The sequence below is a fragment of the Acinetobacter sp. QJM3NY_42 genome (assembly GCF_056173745.1).
Map to the genome: position 1 here is coordinate 2,481,488 of NZ_CM149689.1, position 25,638 is coordinate 2,507,125.

General features: G+C 44.3%; 24 protein-coding genes. 5 read left to right on the forward strand and 19 right to left on the reverse strand.

Annotation, left to right across the window (positions count from 1 at the left end; genetic code table 11):
• Window positions 1-30: 30 nt before the first annotated feature.
• Entirely contained in the window at window positions 31-927 is an 897-nt protein-coding gene (locus AC0VYT_RS11760) for a 1-aminocyclopropane-1-carboxylate deaminase/D-cysteine desulfhydrase (protein ID WP_005018708.1), read from the forward strand.
• Between the two features lie 31 nt (window positions 928-958).
• On the forward strand, window positions 959-2,158 hold the full coding sequence (locus tag AC0VYT_RS11765) for a BaiN/RdsA family NAD(P)/FAD-dependent oxidoreductase (RefSeq protein ID WP_005018705.1): 1,200 nt from the start codon (window positions 959-961) through the stop codon (window positions 2,156-2,158).
• A gap of 1 nt (window position 2,159) precedes the next feature.
• On the opposite strand, the gene AC0VYT_RS11770 is transcribed toward AC0VYT_RS11765, so the two are convergent.
• The 4 genes from AC0VYT_RS11770 to AC0VYT_RS11785 form a co-directional block, all read right to left on the reverse strand.
• A complete protein-coding gene (locus AC0VYT_RS11770; RefSeq protein WP_005018703.1) occupies window positions 2,160-2,306 on the reverse strand; it encodes a hypothetical protein in 147 nt (48 codons plus the stop codon).
• A gap of 145 nt (window positions 2,307-2,451) precedes the next feature.
• Complete coding sequence (locus AC0VYT_RS11775) at window positions 2,452-2,658, reverse strand: hypothetical protein (protein WP_005018700.1); 207 nt, start codon at window positions 2,656-2,658, stop codon at window positions 2,452-2,454.
• 78 nt (window positions 2,659-2,736) lie between these two features.
• Window positions 2,737-4,698 carry a mechanosensitive ion channel gene (locus AC0VYT_RS11780; RefSeq protein WP_005018698.1) on the reverse strand — a complete coding sequence of 654 codons (1,962 nt, stop codon included), beginning with the start codon at window positions 4,696-4,698 and terminating at the stop codon, window positions 2,737-2,739.
• 272 nt (window positions 4,699-4,970) lie between these two features.
• Window positions 4,971-5,303, reverse strand: coding sequence for a flagellar basal body-associated FliL family protein (locus AC0VYT_RS11785; protein ID WP_005018696.1), 333 nt, complete (start codon window positions 5,301-5,303; stop codon window positions 4,971-4,973).
• Between the two features lie 156 nt (window positions 5,304-5,459).
• Between AC0VYT_RS11785 and AC0VYT_RS11790 the strand changes: the two genes are divergently transcribed.
• Entirely contained in the window at window positions 5,460-5,882 is a 423-nt protein-coding gene (locus AC0VYT_RS11790; protein WP_005018694.1) for a hypothetical protein, read from the forward strand.
• 26 nt (window positions 5,883-5,908) lie between these two features.
• Here the strand turns inward: AC0VYT_RS11790 and AC0VYT_RS11795 are convergent, their stop codons facing one another.
• The gene (locus AC0VYT_RS11795; RefSeq protein ID WP_005018692.1) at window positions 5,909-6,670 is read right to left on the reverse strand and encodes a ferredoxin--NADP reductase; all 762 of its coding nucleotides are present in this window, start codon (window positions 6,668-6,670) and stop codon (window positions 5,909-5,911) included.
• Between the two features lie 85 nt (window positions 6,671-6,755).
• On the opposite strand from AC0VYT_RS11795, the gene gigC reads away from it, so the two are divergent.
• On the forward strand, window positions 6,756-7,637 hold the full coding sequence (gene gigC / locus AC0VYT_RS11800; RefSeq protein WP_005018690.1) for a LysR family transcriptional regulator GigC: 882 nt from the start codon (window positions 6,756-6,758) through the stop codon (window positions 7,635-7,637).
• Window positions 7,638-7,921: 284 nt separating this feature from the next.
• Here the strand turns inward: gigC and upp are convergent, their stop codons facing one another.
• The 14 genes from upp to AC0VYT_RS11870 all read right to left on the reverse strand — a co-directional run bounded on the left by upp (window position 7,922) and on the right by AC0VYT_RS11870 (window position 23,730).
• Window positions 7,922-8,557, reverse strand: a complete 636-nt coding sequence (gene upp / locus AC0VYT_RS11805; protein ID WP_005018688.1) for a uracil phosphoribosyltransferase — start codon at window positions 8,555-8,557, stop codon at window positions 7,922-7,924.
• A gap of 120 nt (window positions 8,558-8,677) precedes the next feature.
• Window positions 8,678-10,171: an NADH-quinone oxidoreductase subunit NuoN gene (gene nuoN, locus AC0VYT_RS11810; protein ID WP_248130380.1), complete on the reverse strand. Its 1,494-nt coding sequence runs from the start codon at window positions 10,169-10,171 to the stop codon at window positions 8,678-8,680.
• A gap of 3 nt (window positions 10,172-10,174) precedes the next feature.
• Window positions 10,175-11,782, reverse strand: coding sequence for an NADH-quinone oxidoreductase subunit M (gene nuoM, locus AC0VYT_RS11815; protein WP_005018684.1), 1,608 nt, complete (start codon window positions 11,780-11,782; stop codon window positions 10,175-10,177).
• A 1-nt stretch (window position 11,783) separates the two neighbouring features.
• Window positions 11,784-13,676 carry an NADH-quinone oxidoreductase subunit L gene (gene nuoL, locus AC0VYT_RS11820; RefSeq protein WP_005018682.1) on the reverse strand — a complete coding sequence of 631 codons (1,893 nt, stop codon included), beginning with the start codon at window positions 13,674-13,676 and terminating at the stop codon, window positions 11,784-11,786.
• Window positions 13,673-13,981 carry an NADH-quinone oxidoreductase subunit NuoK gene (gene nuoK, locus AC0VYT_RS11825; protein WP_005018679.1) on the reverse strand — a complete coding sequence of 103 codons (309 nt, stop codon included), beginning with the start codon at window positions 13,979-13,981 and terminating at the stop codon, window positions 13,673-13,675. Before nuoK ends, nuoL begins: the two co-directional genes overlap by 4 nt.
• A complete protein-coding gene (gene nuoJ, locus AC0VYT_RS11830; RefSeq protein WP_171053883.1) occupies window positions 13,974-14,498 on the reverse strand; it encodes an NADH-quinone oxidoreductase subunit J in 525 nt (174 codons plus the stop codon). The genes nuoK and nuoJ overlap by 8 nt, the downstream gene beginning before the upstream one ends.
• Window positions 14,498-15,040: an NADH-quinone oxidoreductase subunit NuoI gene (gene nuoI, locus AC0VYT_RS11835; RefSeq protein ID WP_005018674.1), complete on the reverse strand. Its 543-nt coding sequence runs from the start codon at window positions 15,038-15,040 to the stop codon at window positions 14,498-14,500. The genes nuoJ and nuoI overlap by 1 nt, the downstream gene beginning before the upstream one ends.
• Before the next feature lie 18 nt (window positions 15,041-15,058).
• Window positions 15,059-16,072 carry an NADH-quinone oxidoreductase subunit NuoH gene (gene nuoH, locus AC0VYT_RS11840; protein WP_005018671.1) on the reverse strand — a complete coding sequence of 338 codons (1,014 nt, stop codon included), beginning with the start codon at window positions 16,070-16,072 and terminating at the stop codon, window positions 15,059-15,061.
• Between the two features lie 2 nt (window positions 16,073-16,074).
• Window positions 16,075-18,759, reverse strand: coding sequence for an NADH-quinone oxidoreductase subunit NuoG (gene nuoG / locus AC0VYT_RS11845; protein WP_005018669.1), 2,685 nt, complete (start codon window positions 18,757-18,759; stop codon window positions 16,075-16,077).
• A gap of 11 nt (window positions 18,760-18,770) precedes the next feature.
• A complete protein-coding gene (gene nuoF, locus AC0VYT_RS11850) occupies window positions 18,771-20,099 on the reverse strand; it encodes an NADH-quinone oxidoreductase subunit NuoF (protein WP_005018667.1) in 1,329 nt (442 codons plus the stop codon).
• Window positions 20,096-20,605, reverse strand: coding sequence for an NADH-quinone oxidoreductase subunit NuoE (gene nuoE, locus AC0VYT_RS11855; protein ID WP_005018664.1), 510 nt, complete (start codon window positions 20,603-20,605; stop codon window positions 20,096-20,098). Before nuoE ends, nuoF begins: the two co-directional genes overlap by 4 nt.
• Window positions 20,606-20,618: 13 nt before the next feature.
• Window positions 20,619-22,406 carry an NADH-quinone oxidoreductase subunit C/D gene (gene nuoC / locus AC0VYT_RS11860; protein ID WP_005018663.1) on the reverse strand — a complete coding sequence of 596 codons (1,788 nt, stop codon included), beginning with the start codon at window positions 22,404-22,406 and terminating at the stop codon, window positions 20,619-20,621.
• Window positions 22,407-22,494: 88 nt separating this feature from the next.
• Window positions 22,495-23,172, reverse strand: a complete 678-nt coding sequence (locus AC0VYT_RS11865; protein ID WP_005018660.1) for a NuoB/complex I 20 kDa subunit family protein — start codon at window positions 23,170-23,172, stop codon at window positions 22,495-22,497.
• A gap of 6 nt (window positions 23,173-23,178) precedes the next feature.
• Window positions 23,179-23,730 (reverse strand): NADH-quinone oxidoreductase subunit A, encoded by a 552-nt coding sequence (locus AC0VYT_RS11870; RefSeq protein WP_005018657.1) that lies wholly within the window; start codon window positions 23,728-23,730, stop codon window positions 23,179-23,181.
• Between the two features lie 414 nt (window positions 23,731-24,144).
• Here AC0VYT_RS11870 and AC0VYT_RS11875 point away from each other — a divergent pair, with 414 nt between their 5' ends.
• On the forward strand, window positions 24,145-25,566 hold the full coding sequence (locus AC0VYT_RS11875; protein ID WP_005018644.1) for a GGDEF domain-containing protein: 1,422 nt from the start codon (window positions 24,145-24,147) through the stop codon (window positions 25,564-25,566).
• Window positions 25,567-25,638 lie beyond the last annotated feature (72 nt).

Genomic DNA, 25,638 nt, shown 5'->3' on the forward strand with positions numbered 1-25,638 from the left:
ATCTTAGTCTAGTCTATATTGCCAGTTTTTATGCTTGACCTTTTAGCTCAGCCTGTACCTTACCAGACTATTATTCAGCACGCTCAACTGAGCTTAACTGTCAAGCGGCTAGATCTGGTTCATCCAGAAATTTCTGGCAATAAATTTTATAAACTTAAAAACAATATCCATTTTGCTCTGGCAGAAGGATTCAAACAACTTCTGACTTTTGGAGGCGCTTTTTCGAATCATATTGCTGCTACCGCCGCCGCAGGCAAACTTGCCGGTTTATCTACTATAGGTATTATCCGGGGAGAAGAACTGGCTCAGCGTCCGTTTAATCCAACCCTTATGCAGGCCCAAGCAAATGGCATGCAGCTCTATTTTATAAGTCGTCATGAATACAAATACCGGGCTGATCAGGCCTACCTGCAGACGTTACAGCAACGTTTTCCTCAGGCTTATATCATTCCAGAAGGCGGTACCAATTCACTCGCTGTAACTGGGTGCAAGGAAATCCTTTCTTCACAAGATCTGGAAAACTATGATGTTTTCTGCTGTGCGGTGGGTACTGGCGGAACTATGAGTGGCTTGATTGAAGCCAGTTCAGAACAGCATCAGGTCTTAGGTTTTCCAGTGCTAAAGGGAAATTTTTTACAAGCAGAAATTACTCAATGGACTAACAAAACCCACTGGCAGCTGCTACAGGATTATCACTTTGGTGGTTATGCTAAAACTACGCCTGCGCTGCTCGACTTTATACAACACTTTAAGAAAGCTTATAGTATTCCTCTTGAACCAATCTATACGGCAAAAATGCTATTTGGACTAATAGATCTGATTCAAAAAAATTATTTTCAACCTCATACCCGTATTCTCGCCATTCACAGTGGAGGATTACAAGGTTTCCCTCTACATCCTGAATCTTTTTCTGAAAATCGACTATAATGCCGAGCTTTTTTATGACTGGGAATTACTGATGGCTGCAGCATATTATGATGTGATTGTTATAGGTGCCGGCGCATCTGGACTAATGCTCGCAGCTTTGGCTGCCAGACGGGGGCGTAAGGTTCTGGTTGTAGAGAAAGCCAATAAAGTCGGCAAGAAAATTCTTATGTCTGGTGGCGGTAAATGTAACTTTACCAATTTATATGTCGAGCCTGAACACTACATTTCCCATAATCCGCATTTTGTTATCTCTGCTCTATCCCGCTATAGCAACTGGGATTTTATTGGACTGGTGTGTGATTATGGTATTGAGTATGAAGAGCGCAAGCATGGACAGCTCTTTACCTTAAACGGCGCCAAAGATATTTTAAATATGCTGCTCAGTGAATGTAAAAAAACAGGAAATGTTGAAATTCAAAGCAGCTGTGAAGTCAAAGCGGTAAATCCACTTTATGAAAACAGCTTCGAAGTTATCACAGCACAAGGTCAGTTTAACTGTGAATCTGTTGTTGTAGCTTCTGGTGGTTTGTCTATTCCTACACTGGGTGGTTCAGGTTTCGGCTATGAACTGGCAAAACAGTTCGGTCATTATGTTTACCCTACCCGTGCAGGCTTAGTTCCTTTCACCTTTAGTGATCAGTTCAAGGAAGTGACTACCCGTTTAAGTGGTAATGCACTGGAGGCAACTCTAAGTAATTCCTTAAATACTTTTACTGAGGCCCTGTTATTTACCCATCGCGGTCTAAGTGGCCCAAGTGCCCTACAGCTGTCTAATTATTGGTGTAATGGTGAAAGCTTTCAGATTAATTTTCTGCCGGGAACAGATATAGCGATATGGTTAAAACAAAAAAAGCAGTCGCAGCCTAAAGTTCTGCTCCGTACATTACTTAATGAATATATGGCTAAAAGTATTGTAGTAGAGCTACAGAACTTGATTTGGCCTGAAGAATCTGAAATTGGAATTGGTAATTTAAGTGACCAGAGACTAGAAGAAATCGGTGAGAATCTGCAAAATTTTAATGTTAAGCCTTCTGGCACAGAAGGTTACCGTACCGCTGAAGTGACTTTGGGTGGGATAGACACGACTGAAGTTTCATCCAAAACTATGGAAAGCAAAAAACAGAAAGGGATTTATTTTATTGGTGAAGTATTGGATGTCACTGGCCACTTAGGAGGATACAACTTTCAATGGGCATGGGCTTCTGCCCATGCTGCCAGTCAATATGTATAAGTTATTCGAGATAATCTGTACGTAATAAAATGATCTGGCGCGTCTGCTGTAAACGGTTAATGGTTGCCTCCATCTTGTTTACAGCAAGCCTCATTGAACTTGGTTTTTCTGTTTTAAACATTGTATCTAAAAGATTTTTAATTAACATAACAGTTCCTTGTTTAGATTTTTATTGAATAGCTAAGTACTATTTTTCTTTAAGTCTTCATCATATATAAACTGTTTCCTCAGCACAATTGAGGCCCTGCAAAATTTACCATATTTTCATGACAATGTTTGGTTTTAAACATTTTTCAGAACTCCTCATGCTTCTGTTCTGGACATTTTATCTTTGAATTATGTTCGGACTTATTTTCGGTTACATTCTGTTTATGACTTAACTCAGAATTTTTCTTAAAGATAAACTTATACGCCGCACTTAAAAAACCTGTAGTAATACCGGCAATAATTAATGGTGCAAGAACCTTGTTGGGTGGACGTCGCTCCGGATAGTTTTGCATTATTTTTATACTTCTCCTGTTATGAACTTAAAAAGAAAGGCCACGCTCAGGTGACCCATCTTTTATTCAGATCAAAGCTTATTTTTGATCATCTTTCTTTTCTGGATTTTTGTTAGCATCTACATTCGGCTCAGCTTCACCTGTAGAGCCAAATGGATTATTAGTAGGCGGATTTACTGGATTAACCCCTACTGAATCAGGCGTAACCTGATCAATGCCAGAGGCTTCATCATCACCATATGGTGCAGTCGTTAATGTCGCCGGAGTAGTATTTGACAAATCTGTACGCATTGGCGCATTGGTATCATTATCGGTATCTGGCATAAAAGTTCCATTCTCCGCAGTTTTAGTTGTGCTGTCAGTTACCTGAGACGAAGCCCCATCCATAGATAATTCAGATGATTTAGCAGCTGAAGTATCTGTACCTTGAGATGAAGTCATTGACGGGCTAGTTGCAGGGGTGTGAGCAGCTGTAAATGAACCAGTGGTTGAAGTCATTGTTGAACTGGTAGTACCGGAGTCATTATTTCGTAAAGGATTTGGATGGTTCGCCTCACGTTTCGCTTTATCAATCAAGTCAGTCAAAACACGTTCAGCCGGTTGGCGTCCACCTAAACCAAAGGCTAGAGCAAATGCTACTGCCACCGCACCCAGAGTTAGACCAAAAGCAAGGTTTACAATAGAGTCGGCAATGCCCATTGCACGTAGACCCATAGCAATTACCAGACCCATGATTAATACACGAACCAGGCAACCTAACCAACGTGAACTATTGTATTCACCACGTTCAACAACATTCGCTACTATATTGGCCAGCCAGAAACCTACTACCAAAATTACTGCACCTAGTAGAATATTGGCACCAAAGTAAATGAACATGGCAATCAGCGCGCTGACTTGCTCAAAACCAAGACGGTTTGCTGCTTCAGACAGAGCAAACAGCATAGTGAAGAATACAATTAGGTAACCAACAATACTGGATACTTTGGCATTACCCATGAAACGCTGAACACCAACCTTAGCTGGTAGTTCATCTGCACCTGTACCGGCAATCAGTTCAGCAACCAGACGGCCAACAAAGCGTGACACGATGTATGCCAGAATCAGAATCAGGCCCGCAGCAATAATATGCGGAATTGCATTCATGATTTCATAGAGCATCGCAGTTGCAGGTTGAGAAATACTTTGTATACCTAGTGCTTCAAAAGCTACAATCAGTGCTGTAATCATAATGATTGCAAACACGAATGAACCAAGGAATCCAGGTAAATTAGAATTTTTAAATAAACCTACTTTTTGTACCTGAGTCTGCAAGTCAAGGCTGTTAACCAGACCTTCTACAATACCACGAACAATTTTGGCCAGAATGTAGCCTGCAAATAGGATGATAGCTGCCATGAATATATTAGGAATATATAGCGCAGCTTTATTAACCAGGTTTTGAACTGGCACCAAGAGGCCATCCAGTCCCAGAATAGAAAGGACAATTGGCAGGAACAGTAAAAGGATTAACCAGTAAATGATATCAGCAATATTTTTACTGATAGGACTTACACCAACGTCATTACTCAACTTTTCATCAAGTTGTGTACGGGCCAGTACCTTGGTTAAACCGGTACGCACCAGACGTGCTACCAGCCAGCCAATAAAGCCTACCGCGATTGCTGCGATCAGATTAGGAATAAATACCAGCACCTGACTGATCATATTACTAAACGGACCGCTGACGCTATTGATATTCAGAACATTTAAAGCAGCAATAATGGCAATAATTAAAATAAACCAGAATACAATACGTGAGAAAAGTCCCTCATAATTCGGAGACGTTCCTGTAGTTGTAGTGTGGCCTGCTGCATTAGATAATTTATGATTAGTATTCATTTTTTGCAGAAGCTTTTTAACTCCGGCAGCAATGACCAATGCAATAATCCAGCCCAGAATTAATATCACAACCGCCGCAATAATGGGATGGAATTGATCCCAATAGTACATTGCATCAAAACCCGGACCACGGGCTCCTCCAGCATAGTAATCATTCATTTTGTTATGCCCTCTTGTTATGCTTCAATTTGCTTGTTTTAAAGCGTTTTAAGTTGTTAAGAATGTTTAGAAAGCTAGGCTTATATTCCTTTTCAACATATTTTGTGGACAATGTTTATTCAACTACAGTGAGCATAAATACAACAAATCGTCAGTAAAAGATTGCAAAAAAGCCCTAATGTATACACATTAAGGCTATAGGCTGAGGTGACTTAAGTGGATAGCAATATTTAAACGGCCGCCACTATAGTCTGATCCTCGTCTAGCTAGCCTTATTGACCATGGGCAGAGCCAGTACCGGTATCATGAGCTGCTGCTGTACCGCCAGTATCTGTTGCCGTTGCCGTACTGTTGTCTACTGCCGTCGCTTCGGTATTACCGGCTACTGCTGGGGTTGTATTGTTCATGGAAGGTTGTTCCATTTCTGCATTAGGATGCTGTGGCGGAGCCTCAGAAGAATCCGGATCACGGTCGCCAATCATATAAACCACTAAAGCCGCCAGAAAAATACCTACCGCAATAAGAATATAAATAGGTAAACGGTTTTTTTTTGCCGTATCCTGTGGGCCATTAGTATGAGGCGGTTTATTAAAATCGTGTTGCATAGTCATTCTCTTATTCTTATGGCTTGGATTTTCATCATAACAAGCACTTATGTTGTATTGTGTGAAAAAGCATAGTGGGAACGTGTGCAATGTTTCTAAGTTGTAGTTAAAAATGCGCTATACTATTGGGCCAAGTTTTATGCATTCTGTTTATTTATGGCATATCGTCTACAGCGTACCTCACTGGATTTAGACACAGATGTTACGCATCAGTGCTATTTACATCATACGCGTGACCTGCACCTGATCGGGATTATTGAGTTTAGCAAGCCTAGCTATGTATTAAAGTGGGGCGATCTAGAATACTTCCGGCGTCGTACTGAAGAATTTTCAGTAATGCCGTTTCCCGATTGTGTAAATGCGATGATCATTGATATTCGTAATATCAGTGCATTTCTGGATCAGGAAGTGCCTATCATTCCTTGGCGCCTGCTTGAAGAAGACTGTCCAATCCGGCTGGTGGTCCCACAAGACCGTATTGAACATTATTCAGGGATATTTGAACCGACTTGGCTCAGTTCAGATGTTGACAGTGCAATTCAGGAGATCCGCGAGTTCGTAGATATGTTTGTGCATTAAACATATCTATATATACTTATTATCCCTTACCAGTAATTTTCCACCGCAATATTTCCCTCACCCCGACGATTCATACTGAGCCCACGCCGTTTCAGTGCCTCTTTGGTATCTTCTACCATTTGCGGATTACCACAAAGCATTACATGACTGGTCTCAGGGTTAAATTGCAGCCCTACCGCAGCTTCCAGTGCACCATTTTCAATAAGTACGGGCAAACGTTCATGTAATCGTGCATTTGGGTCACGGGTGATAACTGGTATAAAATGAAAGCCTTGATGCCCTTCCCCAAATATTTTGGCCATTTCCTGAATGCGGTCTATATAAGCCAGCTCAGCCGCTGTACGCACACTGTAGACCAGCTGAATTGACTGATATTTAGTCCAAGTTTCAAAATCCTGTAGCATTGATAGAAACGGTGCCAGACCGGTTCCTGTGGCAAGCAGCCATAGATCTTTAGGCAGTGGCAACTGATAACGTGCCAAAGTCAGATACCCATAAGGAATCTTTTCCAGATACAGCCCGTCATTTACTTTCAGGTACTGTAGCTGAGAAGTAAAAGCACCGTCAGGCACAACAATCGAGAAAAATTCCAGGGTTTCATCAAAAGGTGAAGAAACAATTGAATAAGCACGTACGATCAGCTCATCTCCAACTTTTAAGCCTATACGCGCAAACTGGCCGGCAGTAAACTTGAAATGTGCAGGTCGTGTCAGCGTAAAACTGAACAGGTTAGAGGTCCAGCGCTGTACTGATAAAACTTTTTCCTGAGTAAATTTTTCAATTGACATGATTTCTACATGGCATGAGAGACTGTGCTCATGGTAGCATGACCATCTATTTATTTTATATTTTTTAAACGTTAAGGCTTCATTCATGCGTATGACATTACGCCAGCTGGCGGTTTTTGTAGCAGTTGCTCAAGAGGGTACCGTCACTCGGGCAAGCGATGCCGTAAAACTGACTCAAAGTGCAGCCAGTATGGCACTGGCAGATCTGGAAGATGGTTTGGGTGCCCCCCTGTTTGACCGCTTAGGTAAACGTCTGCAACTGAATGATCTGGGACGTTTCTTGCTTCCGCAAGCTTTAGAAATACTAGGTCGTTGTGAGTCTTTTGAACAGGCTGCCAAAGGTGAACTACAAAGTATTGATTTGCGTCTGGGTGCGACCTTAACGATCAGTGATTATTTAATGCCTGATCTGATGGCTGGTTTTTTGCAGCTTCAGCCCCAAGCTCATCTACAGCTTCAGGTAGGTAATACCCGCCAGATGATTGAAGCTGTAAATCAGTTTCAGCTGGATTTGGCACTCATTGAAGGCTCATGCCATTTACCCCAACTGCAATGTATCCATTGGCGTGATGATGAGCTTGCTGTCTGCTGTGCACCTGATCATCCATTGGCACAGCTTAAACAACCGCTGAGTCAGAAAGATTTTTTAAATGCTGAGTGGATTTTGCGTGAAGAAGGCTCAGGTACACGTGAAGTATTTGATAATAGTATTTTGCAGGATCTACCTGATGCAAACATCCGTTTAACGCTTGGGCATAATGAAGCCATTTTAAAAATTGTCGCTGGCGGTATGGGCATTTCCTGTATTTCCAGACTAGCTATTGAGCCTCTTCGTGAAAAAGGTCAGTTAGTCATACTAGACACACCCTTCTGGCAGTTAACGCGCCCTCTTTTTATGCTGGTTCACCGCCAGAAATATCAGGGTCCGGGTTTAAAAGCATTTATGCGATTTTGTGAAGAGAAATAAAAAAAGCGCCTTAAGGCGCTTTTTTTGATCAGTCTACATCATTTTCATTGGCTATATTCTTACTGTCTTTCTTATTTTGGAGCAATTTTTGAAAAAATCTCATTTTTTAGCAGGAATTCATCTGGCTAATATCACGCTCATTTCAGCCAGATTAAGCGGGTACAGGTCTCTGCTATAATGTTATGCTCTTAACCTTAACAGCATAATTTGCAGTATTTCAAATTTAAAATATTCTAATAAAAAAAAGAGGCTTTTGCCTCTTTCTTGCCTCGACAGCAAATATTTTAGTCTTTTTGTACTGAACCAAAAATCTTGTCGCCTGCGTCCCCTAGACCCGGCACAATGTACCCCTGTGCATTTAGTCCTTCATCAATTGAAGCAGTAAAAATACGCACATCTGGATGAGCATCTTCTACTTTCTTGATTCCTTCAGGCGCTGCAACCAGGACCATCACCCGGATATCCTTACAGCCACTGGCTTTAAGGACATCAATTGCGGCCACTAGCGAAGCACCTGTGGCCAGCATTGGATCAATAATCATGGCAATACGATTTTGTACATCTGGAACCAGTTTCTTATAGTAAGTCCGCGCTTCTAATGTTTCTTCATCACGTTCAAGCCCCAATACAGAAACTTTGGCGCTCGGAATCAGGTTTAAAAAACCGTCCAGCATACCAATGCCGGCACGTAAAATTGGTACTACGGTAATTTTTTTACCGGCAATACGTTGAGTTGTAACTGGTCCTGCCCATCCTGCGATTTCATGGTCAACTACTGGCAGATCCTGTGTTGCTTCATAAGTCAGCAGCATAGTAACTTCCTGAGCCAGTTCACGGAAATTCTTGGTGCTAATATCGGCACGACGCAAAAGGCCAATTTTATGACGGATTAATGGATGTCGGATTTCTTGAATGGGCACGGGAGAACACCTAAAGAATAAGTTTTAGTTGGGGACATTATAAATGTTTTTTATATCTGAAATAAGCAAAGCCCCCAATGTCTGGGGGCTTTTTTTGTTAAATCCAATAATTTTTAAGGATTATTGCTGACTTAACATGAAGTGGATTGGAGACAAAATCTCGGCTTGGAGCGCAAGCTTGATCATCGGATCTGGATAGATACCCAGGAACAATACCAGCACAGCTGCACCAAGAACCATTAAACCGCCGACTTTCTGGCCCCAGTGCTTATCTGCATCGATACGTGGTGTCTCAGGCGGCGTCATATACATAACCACCATTACACGCAGGTAGTAATATAGACCAATACCCGAACCTACAATCACCATTGCAGCCAAGAACCAGTGCTGGGTAGTAACTGCTGCCATAACTACAAGAAACTTACCAATAAAGCCTGCAGTCAACGGAATACCGGCTAAAGACAGCATCATGACAGTTAAGGTTGCAGTCAGAACCGGACGGCGCCAGAACAGACCTCGGTAATCTGCCAGTAATTCAGCTTCATCCAGATTATTATATGGACTCGACATCAGGGCAACAGCACCGAAAGCGCCGATCGTAGTTAATACATAAGTAATCACATAAACGCTTACACTGCCCAGACTTACATAGGTCATGCTGACCAGTGCAATCAGCAGATAACCGAAATGCGAAATCGATGAATAACCTAGAATGCGCTTTAAGTTTACTTGACGAACTGCCAGCAGATTACCGACCAGAATCGATAAAACTGCAATAATGGTAATAATAGTCACTAATGACTCAATCAGGATCGCACCTGAAGTGAGTATATAGCGCACAAACAGGCCAATAGTCGCTACTTTTGCTGCGGTAGCAAGGAAGGTTGCCATCGGTGCTGGTGCACCTGCATAAACATCAGGCGTCCATTTATGAAATGGCGCCAGCGATAGTTTAAATGCAATAGCAAAGATAATCAGTCCCAGACCAATAATTACCATTGGTTGCTGGATTGCCTGCATGAGTGCCTGTACAGAGTCATAGAATGACAGTGAGCCAGTATAAGCATAGATATATGCCATACCCATCAGCAGCATAGCTGAAGCAGTAGCTGACAGCACCAGGTACTTCACACCAGATTCAAGAGAACGGGCGCGCTGATGTGTATAGGCCAGCAAACCGTAAACCGGAATTGACATCAGTTCGAGGCTGATAAAGAAAGATGCATAGTGACTGCTTGAAACCATCAGCATTGCACCAACCACTGAAGTCAGTAGCAGAATATACAGCTCTTCACGGTTACTCTTATAGGTCTCGATATAAGCATGAGACAGTGTTGAACAGGCCAGCGCAGCGATCAAGATCAGTAACTGGTACAGCATGGTAAATGGATCAACCATAAACATGCCCATAACATTCGCCGGTACAAAATGACCACCGAACATTTCCATCAGGATATAGATGACGGACAGGTTTAAACCCACTACTGTGGCAGTAGCAATCAAGTTATGGTTACGTTTGATGGCCGTGAGGATCATTACCACGATCGCAGTTAAGGCCACGATCATCACAGGAGCTAATGGCATAAGCTCGGAAAATGACATTGTGAAGTTCATGGCTTATTGGATCTCCACATTTTCGAGTTGAGTCGACACCTGCTGGGTGACATCAACGACTTCTTGAACAGGAATGTAGCTATTTGCTAACCACGCCATACTTGAGTTGGACACATCAAGGAAAGTTTGTGGATAGAGACCAAGCCAGACTAGACCTAGCGCACAGATCAGCAGAATTACCATTTCACGAGCATTCAGATCTTTTAATGGATGTGAATAATGCTGCTTTTGTTCTTCATTTGGCACACCAAATAAAGCTTTGTGAATCAGGATTAAACCATACAGACCGGCAAATACCAGACTGACTGCTGCAAGAATTGTAAATACTGGGAATTTTGCATAAGAACCCATCAGGATCAGGAACTCACCAATGAAGTTACCCAAACCAGGAATACCGACTAACGCTGCCACAAAGAACATCAGGAAGAATGGCAGATACTGGAACTGACCGCGAATACCGCCCATCAGACGCATATCACGTGTATGCAGACGCTCATAAATCTGGCCACACATAATAAACAATGCAGCAGACGACAAACCATGAGCCAGCATCATGATCATCAGACCCTGGAAGGTCAGGATATTACCGGCATATAGCGCCAATAACACAAAACCCATGTGCGAAATGGAAGTGTAAGCCAGCAGACGCTTCATGTCTGTTTGCTGGAAAGCACACCATGCGCCGTAAAAAATACCGATCAAACCAAAGATAATAGCGATATTGGCAAAATCTGCAGATGCTGCCGGGAAGAACGGAATAACAAAACGGAGCAAACCATAAGCAGCAGTCTTAATCAGGATCCCTGCAAGGTCAACCGAACCTGCTGTAGGCGCCTGAGCATGGGCATCTGGTAACCAGCCATGTAACGGGAATACTGGCAACTTGACCGCAAACCCGATAAACATACAGATCATAAATGCGTATGCAACTGAAGGCAGCTGAGTGTCCAGTGCATTGGCAACGCCCAGCAGATAGTTATAGCTGAAGTTGATGGTACCGGTCATCATATAACCGTAAATCACCAGCCCCAGAATACCGATCAGCATGATCAGGCCTGCAACCTGCGTATAAATAAAGAACTTGGTTGCCGCATAAACACGCGAACGTCCATTTGAACCTTTATGTCCCCAAAGTGCGATCAGGAAGTAGATCGGCACCAGCATCATCTCCCAGAAGAAGAAGAACAGGAACATGTCGATAGCCAGAAATACCCCGATGACTCCACCTAGAGACCATAATAAGTTCAGGTGGAAGAAACCAACATTTTTCTGGATTTCACCCCATGAACAGCCTACTGCCAGCACACCAAGAAGTGCTGTCAGGCCGACCATGAGTAAAGAAAGTCCATCTACTGCCAAATGAATATTGATACCCAGGGTTTGAATCCAAGGTAGTGCAAACTCTGCAGACCAGGTTGGAACCTTCTGGCCCAAGCTATAGTCATAAGTACCAGTCTGCCAAAGAGCAATGGTCAGGCCCAAAGTAACGAGCATGCCAATTAAAGCAATCCAGCGTGGTAGATGTTGGTCGAGCTTGTCGACCAGCCAGCAAATAAAACCTGCAATGAACGGAACAAGGATCAGCGCGGGTAAAATTAAATTGTTTTCCATTTTATTTCCCCACTACCTGAATCACGATCAGGATCATCAGCAACACCACTACCCCGAGTGACATGCTAGATGCGTATTCACGTAGCAAACCGGTTTGACGAGAACTTGTAAAGCTGTTGCCGCTTTTAACTAGCGCAGGCAGAACCAGCCACAGACTGTCAATCGGATCACGACCCATGATCTTCGCGATGAGCAAATATGGTTTTACAAAAACAAGATGATAAAGGGCATCGAAGCCAAAAGCATTACGCCAGATATTGGCAATACCTGTACCAAACGATGTATTGGCAATGCTTTTTACGACATTGTAAGCAAAAGCAAACAGGATAATTCCCACGATCAGACCAGCAATTGCAACACCGCTTGCTAGATGCTCGGCATGTGCAACCGCATCTTCCAGCGTTTCAGGAATACTAAATGCAGGAATAGCTGTAGCCAGAAGCTTATTTACTGGACCTTGCAAGAAGTAACCCAAACCAGTTGACAACGCTGCAAGGATTGCCAGCGGACCCCAATAGGTTACTCCCTTAATTTCATGCGCATGAGTCTTCTCTTCACCAAAGAATACTACCCAGATCAGGCGGAATGTATAAATTGAAGTGAGGAAAGCACCCCCTACCCCTACCCAGTACAATGTATTATAAAGTGGCAGGTTGGACATGGCTGACTGTGCATAAACTGCACCAAGGATCGCATCTTTAGAGAAGAAGCCCACGGTCACGATTGGTAACGCTGCCAGTGCACCACCACCAATAACAAAGCACCAGAACACAAATGGAATTTTCTTGCGTAAGCCACCCATTTTGAAAATATTCTGTTCATGATGACAAGCCAGAATCACTGCACCTGAAGACAGGAACAGTAATGCTTTAAAGAAAGCATGTGCCAGCATGTGGAACAGCCCTGCTTGATAAGCTTCTGCACCAACCGCCATAAACATGTAACCCAGCTGACTCATGGTTGAGTAAGCCAGAATACGTTTGATATCGGTCTGTACCAAGGCAGCAAAACCAGCAACCAGCAAAGTAACCGCACCAGTAATAGAGATAAACTGCATCACTTCTGGCGCCATTTCCATTACAGCAAACATACGGCAGGTCAGGTAGACACCTGCAGTTACCATAGTAGCGGCATGGATCAGTGCAGAAACAGGTGTTGGACCTGCCATTGCATCTGCAAGCCAAGTTTGCAGTGGTATCTGTGCAGATTTACCGGCTGCTCCAAGGAATAACATTAAAGCAGTCCAGATAGATAGTGACGAGCTTAGAGTCATGACCTGAGCTGCATTTGCCACGATATACTGGATATTTAATGTTCCGAACTGTTGATAAAGCAGGAATAATGCAATCAGCAGGAATACATCACCTACACGAGTCACGGTAAAGGCTTTAATTGCCGCCCAGCCATTAGCAGGATTCGAATAATAAAAACCGATCAGCAGATATGAACACAGGCCCACGCCTTCCCAGCCCAAGAATAAAAGTGCTAGGTTATCGCCAAGTACTAACAACAACATGCTTGCTACAAACAGGTTGAAGTAAGAGAAAAAGCGTGCATAACCTTCTTCACCACGCATATACCACGAAGCAAAGATATGGATCAGAAAACCTACCCCAGTAATCATACCGGTCATCAACAAAGATAGACCATCCAGATGCAGACTAATGCCAGGAGCAAATGTACCAACACTGAACCAAGTCCACAAATGCTGAACCTGAGCCACTGAACCATTACCGACAAATTCCATACCGGCAATCAGTGCGATCAGAGCAGATAGGCCTACTGAGCCTGCACCGATTACTGCAGAGATATTTTCAGAAAGCTTATCGCGTCCTGCCGCCAACAAGAGAAAACCGATCAGCGGGAATAATACTGTTAAATATAAATAGCTCATCCGCGCATCTCACTAGCAGCATCCACATCCAGATGATGGAAGCGATGATAAAACTGAAGGACGATCGCGAGACCGATACAAGCCTCTGCTGCTGCCAAGGTCAGAATCAGGATAAACATAATCTGTCCATCCGGCTGTGCCCAGGCACTACCCGCCAATACAAATGCCAATGCTGCTGCATTCATCATGACTTCAAGGCTCATTAACATAAACAAAAGGTTACGTCGTACCATTACACCATAAAAGCCCAGTGCAAAAAGAATGGTCGCGACAATCAAACCATGTTCTAGAGGGATGTTACCCATTATTGTTTTCCTCTTCTGCACCCGGTTCACGTCGACCAATATGGAATGCAGCAACCAGCGAAGCCAGAAGCAGCATTGCGGCAACCTCAACCAATAATAAATAATGTGTAAAGAGTGACTGACCTACAGCCTTGGGTCCGATAATTTCACGGCCGAGCGTAGCACCTGCAGTAGTGTATTCACCACCGAGCATCCACACTAAAATCAGTCCCATCAGGAATGACATCAGTGCCGGGTAGGCCCAGGCAGATGAGTTTAACCATTTACGCTCCTGCTCCATGGTTTGCTGCCCCAGATTCAGCATCATAACCACGAACACGAACAGCACCATAATAGCGCCTGCATAAACGATCACTTCAAGTGCACCAGCAAACGGCGCACCTACGATCAGAAAAATACCTGCTACTGCCAGAAGTGAAACAATCAGGCTGAGTAAAGCATGTACCGGATTGGTGTTGGTTACCACACGAATCGTCGAGATAATGGCCACAAGAGCCATTAGATAGAATGGCCACATCATGGTAATAGACTCCGTACATCAATAGGTGCACTTTCTTTTTGTGCCTGACCTTTGTCTTTGCCTTCGATTGCCATACCTGCTACACGATAGAAATTGTAGTCAGGATATTTGCCAGGACCAGAAATTAGCAGATGTTCTTTTTCATAGACCAGATCCTGACGAACATATTCACCAAGTTCAAAGTCAGGTGTCAGCTGAATGGCTGTGGTTGGGCATGCTTCTTCACACATACCGCAGAAGATACAACGTGAAAAGTTGATACGGAAAAATTCCGGATACCAGCGGCCATCTTCTTTCTCTGCCTTTTGCAGTGAAATACAGCCTACCGGACAGGCGACAGCACACAGGTTGCAGGCAACACAACGCTCTTCACCATCCGGGTCACGTGTCAGAATAATCCGTCCACGATAACGTGGCGGTACGATCTGCTCAGCAGGTACTTCCGGATATAAAATGGTGTCACGTTTACGTCCGACATGGGTGAAGACCATCCATAGCGTACGAACAATTGACCCAACTCCAGCTAGAATTTTATACATTTTTAACTCCCTGCTGTCCTAGGCCGCATTCATCAGAATAACAGCGCCAGTTACCAATAGGTTTACTAACGCCAATGGCAGACACACTTTCCAGCCGAAATTCATCACTTGGTCATATCGTGGACGCATAAGTGAACCACGAGCCAACACAAACATCATTACAAAGAAAGCAGTTTTAATAATGAACCAGAATGCTGGTGGCAAGAACGGAATTTCAAGATTGAATGGTGCAAGCCATCCACCAAAGAACAGAGTCACAATCAGGGCAGAAATCAGGATGATGTTGACGTATTCAGCAACGAAGAACATCCCCCATTTCATACCACCATATTCAACATGGTAACCTTCTGCAAGTTCCTGTTCGGCTTCCGGTTGGTCAAATGGATGACGGTGAGTCACCGCTACGCCTGCGACCACGAAGATCATAAAACCAAGGAACTGGGGAATGATAAACCACATATCACGCTGGGCTTCTACAATTTCACGCAGGTTGAAAGAACCTGCAATTGCAACTACACCCATCAGTGAAATACCCAGGAAGACTTCATAAGAAATCGTTTGGGCTGCAGAACGCAGGCCACCCAGTAATGCGTACTTGTTGTTTGAAGACCAGCCGCCAAATAATACGGCATAAACTGCAATACCAGCCATTGCCATAAAGAACAGCAGGCCGATACTCATATCGGCTACGCCCAGAGTTGGTGATACAGGTATCACCATAAATGAGAGTACTGCAGTTGCCATCGCAACCGCAGGTGCCAGACGGAATGTCAGTTTGTCAGAGAATTTTGGTGTCCAGTCTTCCTTGAACATGATTTTAAGCATGTCGGCTACGATCTGGAACATACCGCCTGGACCTACACGGTTCGGACCATAACGGTCCTGCCAGACAGCCAGCAGGCGACGCTCAATAAAAGACATCAGCGCTGCCATTAATACCACCACCAGCAGTACGATAATGGCCTGTACTACCATAAAGGTAGTTTCCCAGCCGGCTGCCCATTGCGGTAGTACGCGTAAGGTTTCGTTCATGATTACACTCCTACCGCAACTGATACAGGCTCAGCCAAGGAAACCGTAGGTGCCAGTCCTACCGGATAACCGATGTAACCTGTCGGTAAATATTCAATCACTTGTACAGGAAGGCTGATGGTGGTATCCCCTGTTTTAACAGTAATACGCTGACCATCTTGTACATTGAGGCGGCTGGCATCCTGTTCACCTACAGCAAACATCGCTTCAGGAATACGGGTTTCCATCGCTGGTGTTTTAACAGTGAACTCACCAGAAGCAAAGATGTGATGCATTGGAACCAGACGGAAGCTTTCTGCATTTGCCAGAACTGCCGCAGGTGCAATATAGCTACGTGCCGGGCGTTTAGCCAGACGGTCAAACAGACGCACGCCGGAGTCTCCACCTTTTAAATGGCCACCAACTTCATCTTGATATTTATTCCAGGCTTGTGGCGAGTTCCAACCCGCAGCCCAGGCAAATGGTACCAGAGATGATGCTTTTTGCGGACCCACATAACCTTCCATAGAAAAGGTTAATGCAGAGTCAATATCTGTTGGCTGTTTTGGCTCATGTACAGAAAGCGGCGCACGCATTGCAGTACGACCAGAATAGCGACGTGGTTCACGCGCAATTTTCAGACCATGGATACGATAGCCTGCGTCTGGAGCAACATCTTGGATCGCTTCAAGTACAGGTACATTTTTGGCGACACTTTCAATGACATCATCCAGTACAGTCCAGCTAATGTTCTTGTCTTCAAGACCGGTCTGTAAAGCATGCAGCCAGCGCCAAGACTCCTTGATCGCATAAGCAGGGTTATAGTATGACGGATCATAAACCTGATAGTAACGCTGTGCGCGACCTTCCTGACTAACTACCGTACCATCTCCTTCAGCAAAGCTTGCAGCAGACAATACAATCGATGCTTGAGCAACAGTCGCTGTATCAGAATGATCCAATACAATAACCTCAGCCGCTTTAGCCAGTGCGGCATCAATACGGGTAGCTGGCAGACGACGATACAAATCGTTTTCAACCACAATTACTGCATCATAATCCTGTGCAAACGCCTGTTCGAGACTTAAGCCACCAAGCAGAGCCAGCCCCATTGAATTCACTTCAGGAACAGTCAGACTTAAACCGGCATGAGCACCCAGATTTTGTGCGACCTGTGCAGCAGCTTCCATGATGGCAGCATCTTGCAAGCTGGTGCCTGAAATGATCAAAGGTTTTTTCGCAGCTTTCAGTGTATCAGCAATAGTCTGTGCAAATGCAGATGCACTGTCATCCAGACCAGTAATGGTTTCACCCGCTACTGCTTGTGCGACCGCAAAGCCTAAACGCGCGATATCGTTTGGAGAAGCAACCACTTCACCTGTAGCGACATCTGCCAGTCGGGTCTGGGTTGCAGCCAAGATATAAATCGGAGATTTTGCATCTTGAGCAATACGCTTGACCGGTTCAGCCAGCCATTCTTGAGTACGGCGCTCTGCAGCCATTTCTTTGGCTTTATTTTTTGCAGCCTGACGTACAGACAAGGCCATACGTGGTGCGGTCTGGGTCAGATCTTCACCTAAAATCAGAACGGCATCATAGCTTTCAATTTCACGCATGCTCGGGTTATAAATTCCCTCAGTCTGCATGATAGCTGCGGCTAGCTCGACCAGTGACTGCTCTTTCTGGTTCATACCTGTTGAGTAGTTTTCCTGCCCAACCAGTTCGCGTAGTGCAAAGTTAGATTCAAGGCTGGCACGTGGCGAACCAATTCCCAGAACTTTTTTACCTTTTAACTTGGCAATAGTTTGATCCAGCGCTTCATCTACAGTTGCGGTAGTCACTGTAGTACCTGAACGGAACTGCGGTTGACGTGGACGGTCGGCACGGTTGACATAACCGGTACCAAAACGACCCTTGTCACACAGGAAGTACTGGTTTACTTCTCCGTTAAACCGGTTTTCAACACGGCGCAGCTCACCATAACGCTCGCCCGGAGAGATATTACAACCTGAAGAACAGCCTTGGCATACGCTCGGCGCATACTGCATGTCCCATTTACGGTTATAACGCTCTGAGTGGGTTTTATCAGTGAACACACCAGTTGGACAAATTTCTGTCAGATTTCCAGAGAATTCAGATTCCAAGGCACCTGATTCTGGACGACCGAAATACACACGTGACGCGTTGCCATATACGCCCAGGTCAGTACCGCCGGCATAGTCATTGTAATAACGTACACAGCGGTAACATGCGATACAGCGGTTCATTTCATGCGCAATAAATGAACCCAGTTCCTGATTGTAATGCGTCCGCTTGGTAAAGCGGTAACGACGGCGGTCATGACCGGTCATCACAGTCATATCCTGCAAGTGACAGTGGCCGCCCTCTTCGCATACCGGACAGTCATGCGGGTGGTTTGTCATCAAGAATTCAATGACAGACTCACGAAAATCTACCGCTTCCTTATCTTCAATCGAAATATAGGTATTGTCAGCCGCGGGGGTCATACATGACATAACCAGACGACCGCGCGTATCCTCAGGATTTGCATACTGGGTTACTGCACATTGACGGCAGGAACCTACAGAGCCTAAGGATGGATGCCAACAAAAATACGGAATATCGATACCCAGTGACAGACAGGCCTGTAGCAGGTTTTCTGAGCCGTCAACTTCGTATGATTTTCCATCGACATGAATTGTAGCCATAGTCGAATTCCTTAAGCTTGTTCTGCTTCACGAGCTGGAGCATGATCTTTGATCTTCGCTTCGAACTCATGACGCCAATATTTTAATGCGCTCTGTAGCGGTTCCATCGCACCTGGTGCGTGGGCACAGAATGTTTTGCCAATCCACAATTTCTTGGTGAGTTCCTGAAGATGCTGGATATCCTCCATCTTGCCTTCACCATTTTCAATTGAACGCAGTGCTTTCACACTCCATGGCAAACCATCACGGCACGGTGTACACCAGCCACAAGATTCACGCGCAAAGAATTCTTCTAAATTACGGGTCGCTGAAACCATGCACTGGTTCTCATCAAAAACCATTAGCAAGCAGGTTCCCAGACGAGAGCCAGCTTTCATGATACTGTCAGAGTCCATTGGCAGATCAATATGATCGGCGGTCAGAAAGTCTGTTGATGCACCACCTGGCAGCCAGGCTTTCAGTTTCAGTCCATCACGCATACCACCGGCATGCTCTTCAATGACTTCACGTGCCGTAGTACCAAATGGCAGCTCCCATAGCCCCGGAAATTTTACCTTGCCTGATGCACCATAAATTTTGGTACCAGGATCTTTAGACTTGCCTGCAGACAGACCGATATACCATTCCGGACCACGCAGCATAATCGCTGGCAGATTGTTGTAAGTCTCTACGTTGTTGACAATTGTAGGACGTCCCCAAGCACCTGCGACCTGTGGAAATGGCGGTTTGGTACGCGGATTGGCACGGCGGCCTTCTAGCGAGTTGATCAGTGCAGTTTCTTCGCCACAGATATAACGTCCTGCACCAGTGTGCACGTACATTTCAAAGTTCCAGCCAGTATCCAGGATATTTTCACCCAAATAACCTTTGGCACGGATCTGTTCCAAAGCTTCATTTAAATACTGTGCAGCTTCGATATACTCGCCACGGATGAAGATATAACCATGAGTCGCTTCCAGGGTATAACCTGCAATCAGCATACCTTCGATCAGCTGATGCGGTAAACGCTCCATCAGCAAACGGTCTTTGAACGTACCTGGCTCCATCTCATCGGCGTTACAGATTAGGTAACGTGGTCCTGAATTATCATTTGGCGCCATCAGCGACCATTTGATACCTGCCGGAAAGCCTGCACCACCACGTCCTTTAACGGTTGCAGCTTTGACAATTTCCAGTACATCTTTTGGCGGCATACCTAGCGCTTTTTTAAAGCCTTCATAACCTTCAAGCGTTTCATAGTCATCAGCACTACGTACATGCTCTTGTTTACTTAGACGCCAAGTTAATGGATGAGTTTCCGGGTTACCGTCGCCGTAAATTGGTTTTGGTTCGGTATTCATACATACTTCTCCAATAACTGTTGGATAGAGGTCACTTCAACCAGACCGTGAGTATCTCCATCAATCATTAACGTTGGGCCTTTGTCACAGTTGCCCAGGCAGCAAATTGGTAGCAAGGTAAAACGGCCATCAGCAGTCGTTTGACCAAACTGGATGCCAAGTTCACGCTGAAATGCTTCTGCCAAAGTTTCTGCACCCATCAGAAAGCATGCAATCGAATCACACAACAGGATCACATGACGCCCTACAGGCTGGCGATAAATACGGTTGTAAAACGTTGCAACACCTTCCAGATCAGCAGTACTGATTGAAAGCAGCTGGGCAATCGCATTAAGCTGGGCATCATCTACCCAGCCGTTACGGCGCTGCACACATTTTAGTGCGTCCAGTGAAGCCGCACGTGCATAGGGATAATGACCAATGTGATGCTGAATTTCATGGATTTCTTCAGAAGTCAAAATCCCTTCGACATTCACACGTGGTTTTTTGTCAGTCAAAATCATCATAATGCGTTACCCCTTAGCGATCCACGTCTGCCATTACGACATCAATAGTCGCTAAATAAATGATCAAGTCAGACACAAGGCTGCCATTAATCACAGAAGGAATTTGCTGCAAGTGCGTGAAGGTCGGTGTACGGATACGGGTACGATAGCTCATCGTTGACTTGTCTGAAGTCAAATAATAAGTTGACGCGCCTTTAACCACCTCTGCCATCACTGCGGATTCACCTGCTGGCATCACAGGTCCCCAAGACACACTCAAGAAGTGGGTAATCAGGGTTTCAATATCTTTTAAAGTTTTATCTTTTGGTGGTGGTACAGCCAGTGGATGGTCTGCCTTATAAGCACCAGAAGGCATATTATCCAAACATTGCTTGATAATTTTCAGTGCTTCGTTAATTTCATGGAAGTGAACCATGACACGCGCGTAAGCATCACCTTCATACTCTACTGGCACTTCAAAGTCGTAGTTTTCATAACCGCTATATGGACGGTATTTACGCACATCAAAATCAATACCCGTCGCACGCAAACCTGTACCCGTCACGCCCCAAGCCAATGCTGCTTTAGCATCATACTGTGCTACGTTTTTGGTACGGCCCATAAACACCGAGTTGCGAAGTGCAGCCGTATAGTATTCATTCATCCGTTTCGGCATCCACTCAAGGATTTCACGGATAAGTTTCTGCCAGTTATTTGGCAGATCATGTGCAGTACCACCAATACGGAACCAGGCCGGATGCATACGAAAACCAGTAATTGCTTCAATTGCATCATAAATTTTCTGGCGGTCGGCAAACATATAGAACACCGGAGTCATACCGCCGGCATCCTGAATCGCAGTACCGATATATAACAGATGGTTATTGATGCGAAACAGCTCTGACATCATGACACGAATACACTGTGCACGATCTGGCACAGTAATACCAGCCAACTGTTCAATCGACATCAGATAAGGCATGTTCTGAGAACAGCCGCCCAGATAGTCTACGCGGTCAGTATAAGGAATGTATGAATGCCAAGTCTGGCGTTCACCCATCTTTTCGGCACCACGATGGTGATAACCAATGTCCGGTACACAGTCCTTAATCTCTTCACCATCTAGCTGCAAGATGACACGGAATGCACCATGCGCAGATGGGTGGTTAGGACCCAGGTTCAGGAACATAAAGTCTTCATCGGCATTGCCGCGTTTTAGCCCCCAGTCTTCTGGTACAAAACGCAGATGCTCCTGTTCATAGTCCTGCTTGGCCTTGTCCTGCATATATGGCGTATATTCAGTTGCACGCGCAGAGTACTCTTTACGAAGCGGATGACCTTCCCAGTAAGTTGGCAAGAGAATACGACGAAGCATCGGATGACCTTCGAAGTTAATCCCGAACATGTCATAAGCTTCGCGTTCATACCAGTTGGCATTTGGCCAGATATTGGTAATGGTACCTAGGTTCAGGTCATGCTCATTCAGCGCCACTTTAATCCGGATATCGGTATTGCGCTCAAGCGATAACAAATGATAGAACACAGTAAAGTCTGATGCAGGCAAACCATCACGATGCTGGCGTAAACGCTCATCCATCGCAGACAAGTCAAATAGCATCACATACGGCTTACTTACCGTACGCAAGAACATCAGCACTTCTTGTACACGTGCGCGTTCGACCCAGACCGTCGGAAAATTTTCACAAGTCGGTTGCACGTAGAAGTTCTCACCAAACTTGGTTTTGAGTTCTTCTACAATTGCAAATGCTGGGCGTGAATCAACTGGCGTTGATTCTGGCATAGCAATGTCAGTTTCAGCCATTGGCTTGGCTTCCTATTCAATACAAATTTGGTCAACCCTAACGACAATTACACCCATACGGGTGCATTTAAAAATTCAGTCGCTAAAATTATTCAATTTCATCCATAGAGCGCAAATTAGTCACAGCAATACGCTGAGCCTGTTTACGGTCCCGTTCCGGCATCATCTTTGGCTTATATACTGGCTGAAGATCATCACCGATTATTGTAGAAAGCGGACGGCGCTCTAATTGAATCTGGTCTTGTAACAGCATCAATGCCTGGAGCAGAGCTTCAGGACGCGGCGGACAGCCTGGTACATATACATCTACAGGAATAATTTTATCTACACCCTGGACTACAGAGTAAATGTCATACATACCGCCCGAGTTGGCGCAGGCACCCATGGAAATAACCCATTTTGGCTCAAGCATCTGTTCATACAGACGCTGAATTACCGGTGCCATTTTGGTAAAACAGGTTCCGGCAACGATCATCAGGTCAGCCTGACGCGGTGAAGCACGGATAACCTCGGCACCAAAGCGTGACATATCATGAACGCCTGTTAAGGTCGTTGCATACTCTACATAACAGCAAGATGTACCAAAGTTAAAAGGCCAGATAGAATTTTTACGGCCCCAGTTTACAGCTGTGTGCAGCACGTCCTCTAAACGGGTCATGAACACATTTTTATTCACTTCACTCTCAAGCGGATCAGTTACGATTTGACGCTCTTGAAGCGGATATTGCTCAGCATCTGGATTCGCACGGGTTAAGGTATATTTCATCCCGAGTTACTCCTGTTCAGATGTCAAAACAGTCGATGTTTTTTGTTTCATACGACCTGAGGATTGAGCTGGAATCTGACCCGTTGGGTCCATCACCAGCTCGTCGATAGAGTTGAAGCGGGTAATTTCTGCAAGATCCATATTAGGTGAGCCTACTTTAGGTTTAATCCCTGCTGCTTTACGCTTGTCTGAAGGTGCCCAGTTCAGTGCACCTGTCGACATTTCGTAAATCAAACCAACGAGTAAAACTAAAATAAATACAGCGGCTGTTGCAAAACCGATCCAGCCCACTTCGCGCACAGAAGATGCCCATGCATAAAGATAGAGAGCTTCAAGGTCAAATACCACGAAGAAAATAGCAACAAGATAGAACTTTGCAGACAAGCGAATACGTGCACCACCGGCACTCACTACACCTGATTCAAACTGTTCCTGCTTGGCACGCCCCCATGATTTACCCCCAAGGAGTAAGGGAACTGTCAGCATAAAAACACAAAGAAATGTAACGCCGATCACGAAAGCAATAATTGCCCAATCGTATGGAGTAATGGCACTCATGCGGGGATAACTCCTGGCAGGCCTATATTAACAAAGAATGTATGTATTGGCCGTTTAAATATACCAAACATAAAATTAATCCCGCCAATTGTACCTGATTTATGATTTGACTTGCTAGTTAAAGGCACTTAGTCTTTTGGATGATTTTTTATTCGTTTTTAAACCTATATAGACAAGTCTTGTACTTTTACAGCCATAAAATCGGTTAAAAAAATAATATTCTCAAGCTCTATTGTTTTTTCATATTAATATTCTTTTCTAACATCCTTATTCTTTCAGTTTACATTTTTCTTGATCTTGCTTTAAAACATGACTGTATTTATAAATATTACTCAACTATGATCAACATTTAAACAACAATGCTTTATTAACTTTTTATGAGACTGTAATTATATATCTTGCAAGGCTTAGCTCATGCCCTATTTTCAAGGAAGAATACTAAAGGTTCAGGCATGGCAATACTTCTTCATCTTCGCAATAATGATTTTCGCTTGCTGCATGTGGGGTATTGCAACCCGTCCTTTTAATCATCTGGCAGCTTTCTGGCCAGCTAACTCCATTCTCTTGGGTTGCTTGGCACGCTTTCCGGCTACCCGAAATGCCTATACTTTAGCAGGTGCTTTTACTGGTTATGTAGTTTCAGACCTTCTGTCATTTCACTCATGGAGTATTGCCCTTGGTTTCACTACTGCCAATTTGCTCTATGTAATTATTGCCTTTGCCTTTTATATAAAATTTCGCCCTTATTTTCGTCTACTGCACCAAGGCTATTTTTATTTGTTTCTGCTTTTATTCTGCTGCATAGGCAGTTTGGTTAGCTCACTCTTTATTGCCAGTCTATTTCCTCAATTAGATACCAAACTTATTCACGGCTCATTCTGGACTATTTTTGGTTACTGGTTTAGTGCCGAGTTACAGAATGCGATTTTAATTTTGCCTCTTATTTTAAACTTGCCTTATCAAAAAGGAATTCATCAGATCTTTCGCCCAGCAGATGGACCATATAGCTTTCTGCATATCTTACCCATTTTTGTACTGTTATTTTCGTTATCACTCAGTTACTACGATTCAGGCCCAGGCGCCATTCTTTATCCGATTGCAGCATTAATCTGGTGTGCCCTGAATTACCGGCATTTTACTGTGGCACTGATTACATCAATTAGCTGCTTCTATATTGCTTTTTTCATGTCAGATAAATACCTGACACTTTATCCTGAACAGTACTATCTGGAAATGATTTCACTCCGCTTTGGTATTATTACCATGGCAATTGCCCCCTTAACTGTTTCAAGTATTAACCGCATCCGTTCCCAACTGATCCGGGAACTTCAACATCATGTAGCACATGATGAGCTGACTGCCAGCTTAACCCGGCGCCAATTTATGCGTTCTGCCCATTTACTTCTTAGACAGCGCACTCAGGAAAGTCAGTCACTTGCAGTACTTATGCTTGATATTGATCATTTTAAACTGATCAATGACAAATATGGGCATCAGGCTGGAGATGAGGCATTAAGGGCCTGTGCTGCAGTTATTCGGCGCAGCTTGCGCGGCTATGATCTTTTTGGCCGGTTAGGTGGTGAAGAGTTTGCTATAGTGTTGCTTGATGTTGGTCCTGCTGAGGCATTTGAAATTGCTGAAAGGATAAGAGAAACTTTAAAAACACATATCATCCAGCTAGATGCAGAGACTCAATTTTCTATCCGGATCAGTATTGGCCTGACTTTATTTAATCCGGCAGTCCCACACAATATAGAAGCACTACTGCATAAAGCTGATTTAGCTCTCTACGAAGCTAAACGCTCAGGACGGGACCGTGTTGTGATCACTCAATAATTTTTTGATAATTCAGTTACATGCTTTAATGAACTTAATACACTGCTAATTTTCACTACAGGTTATGCTTAA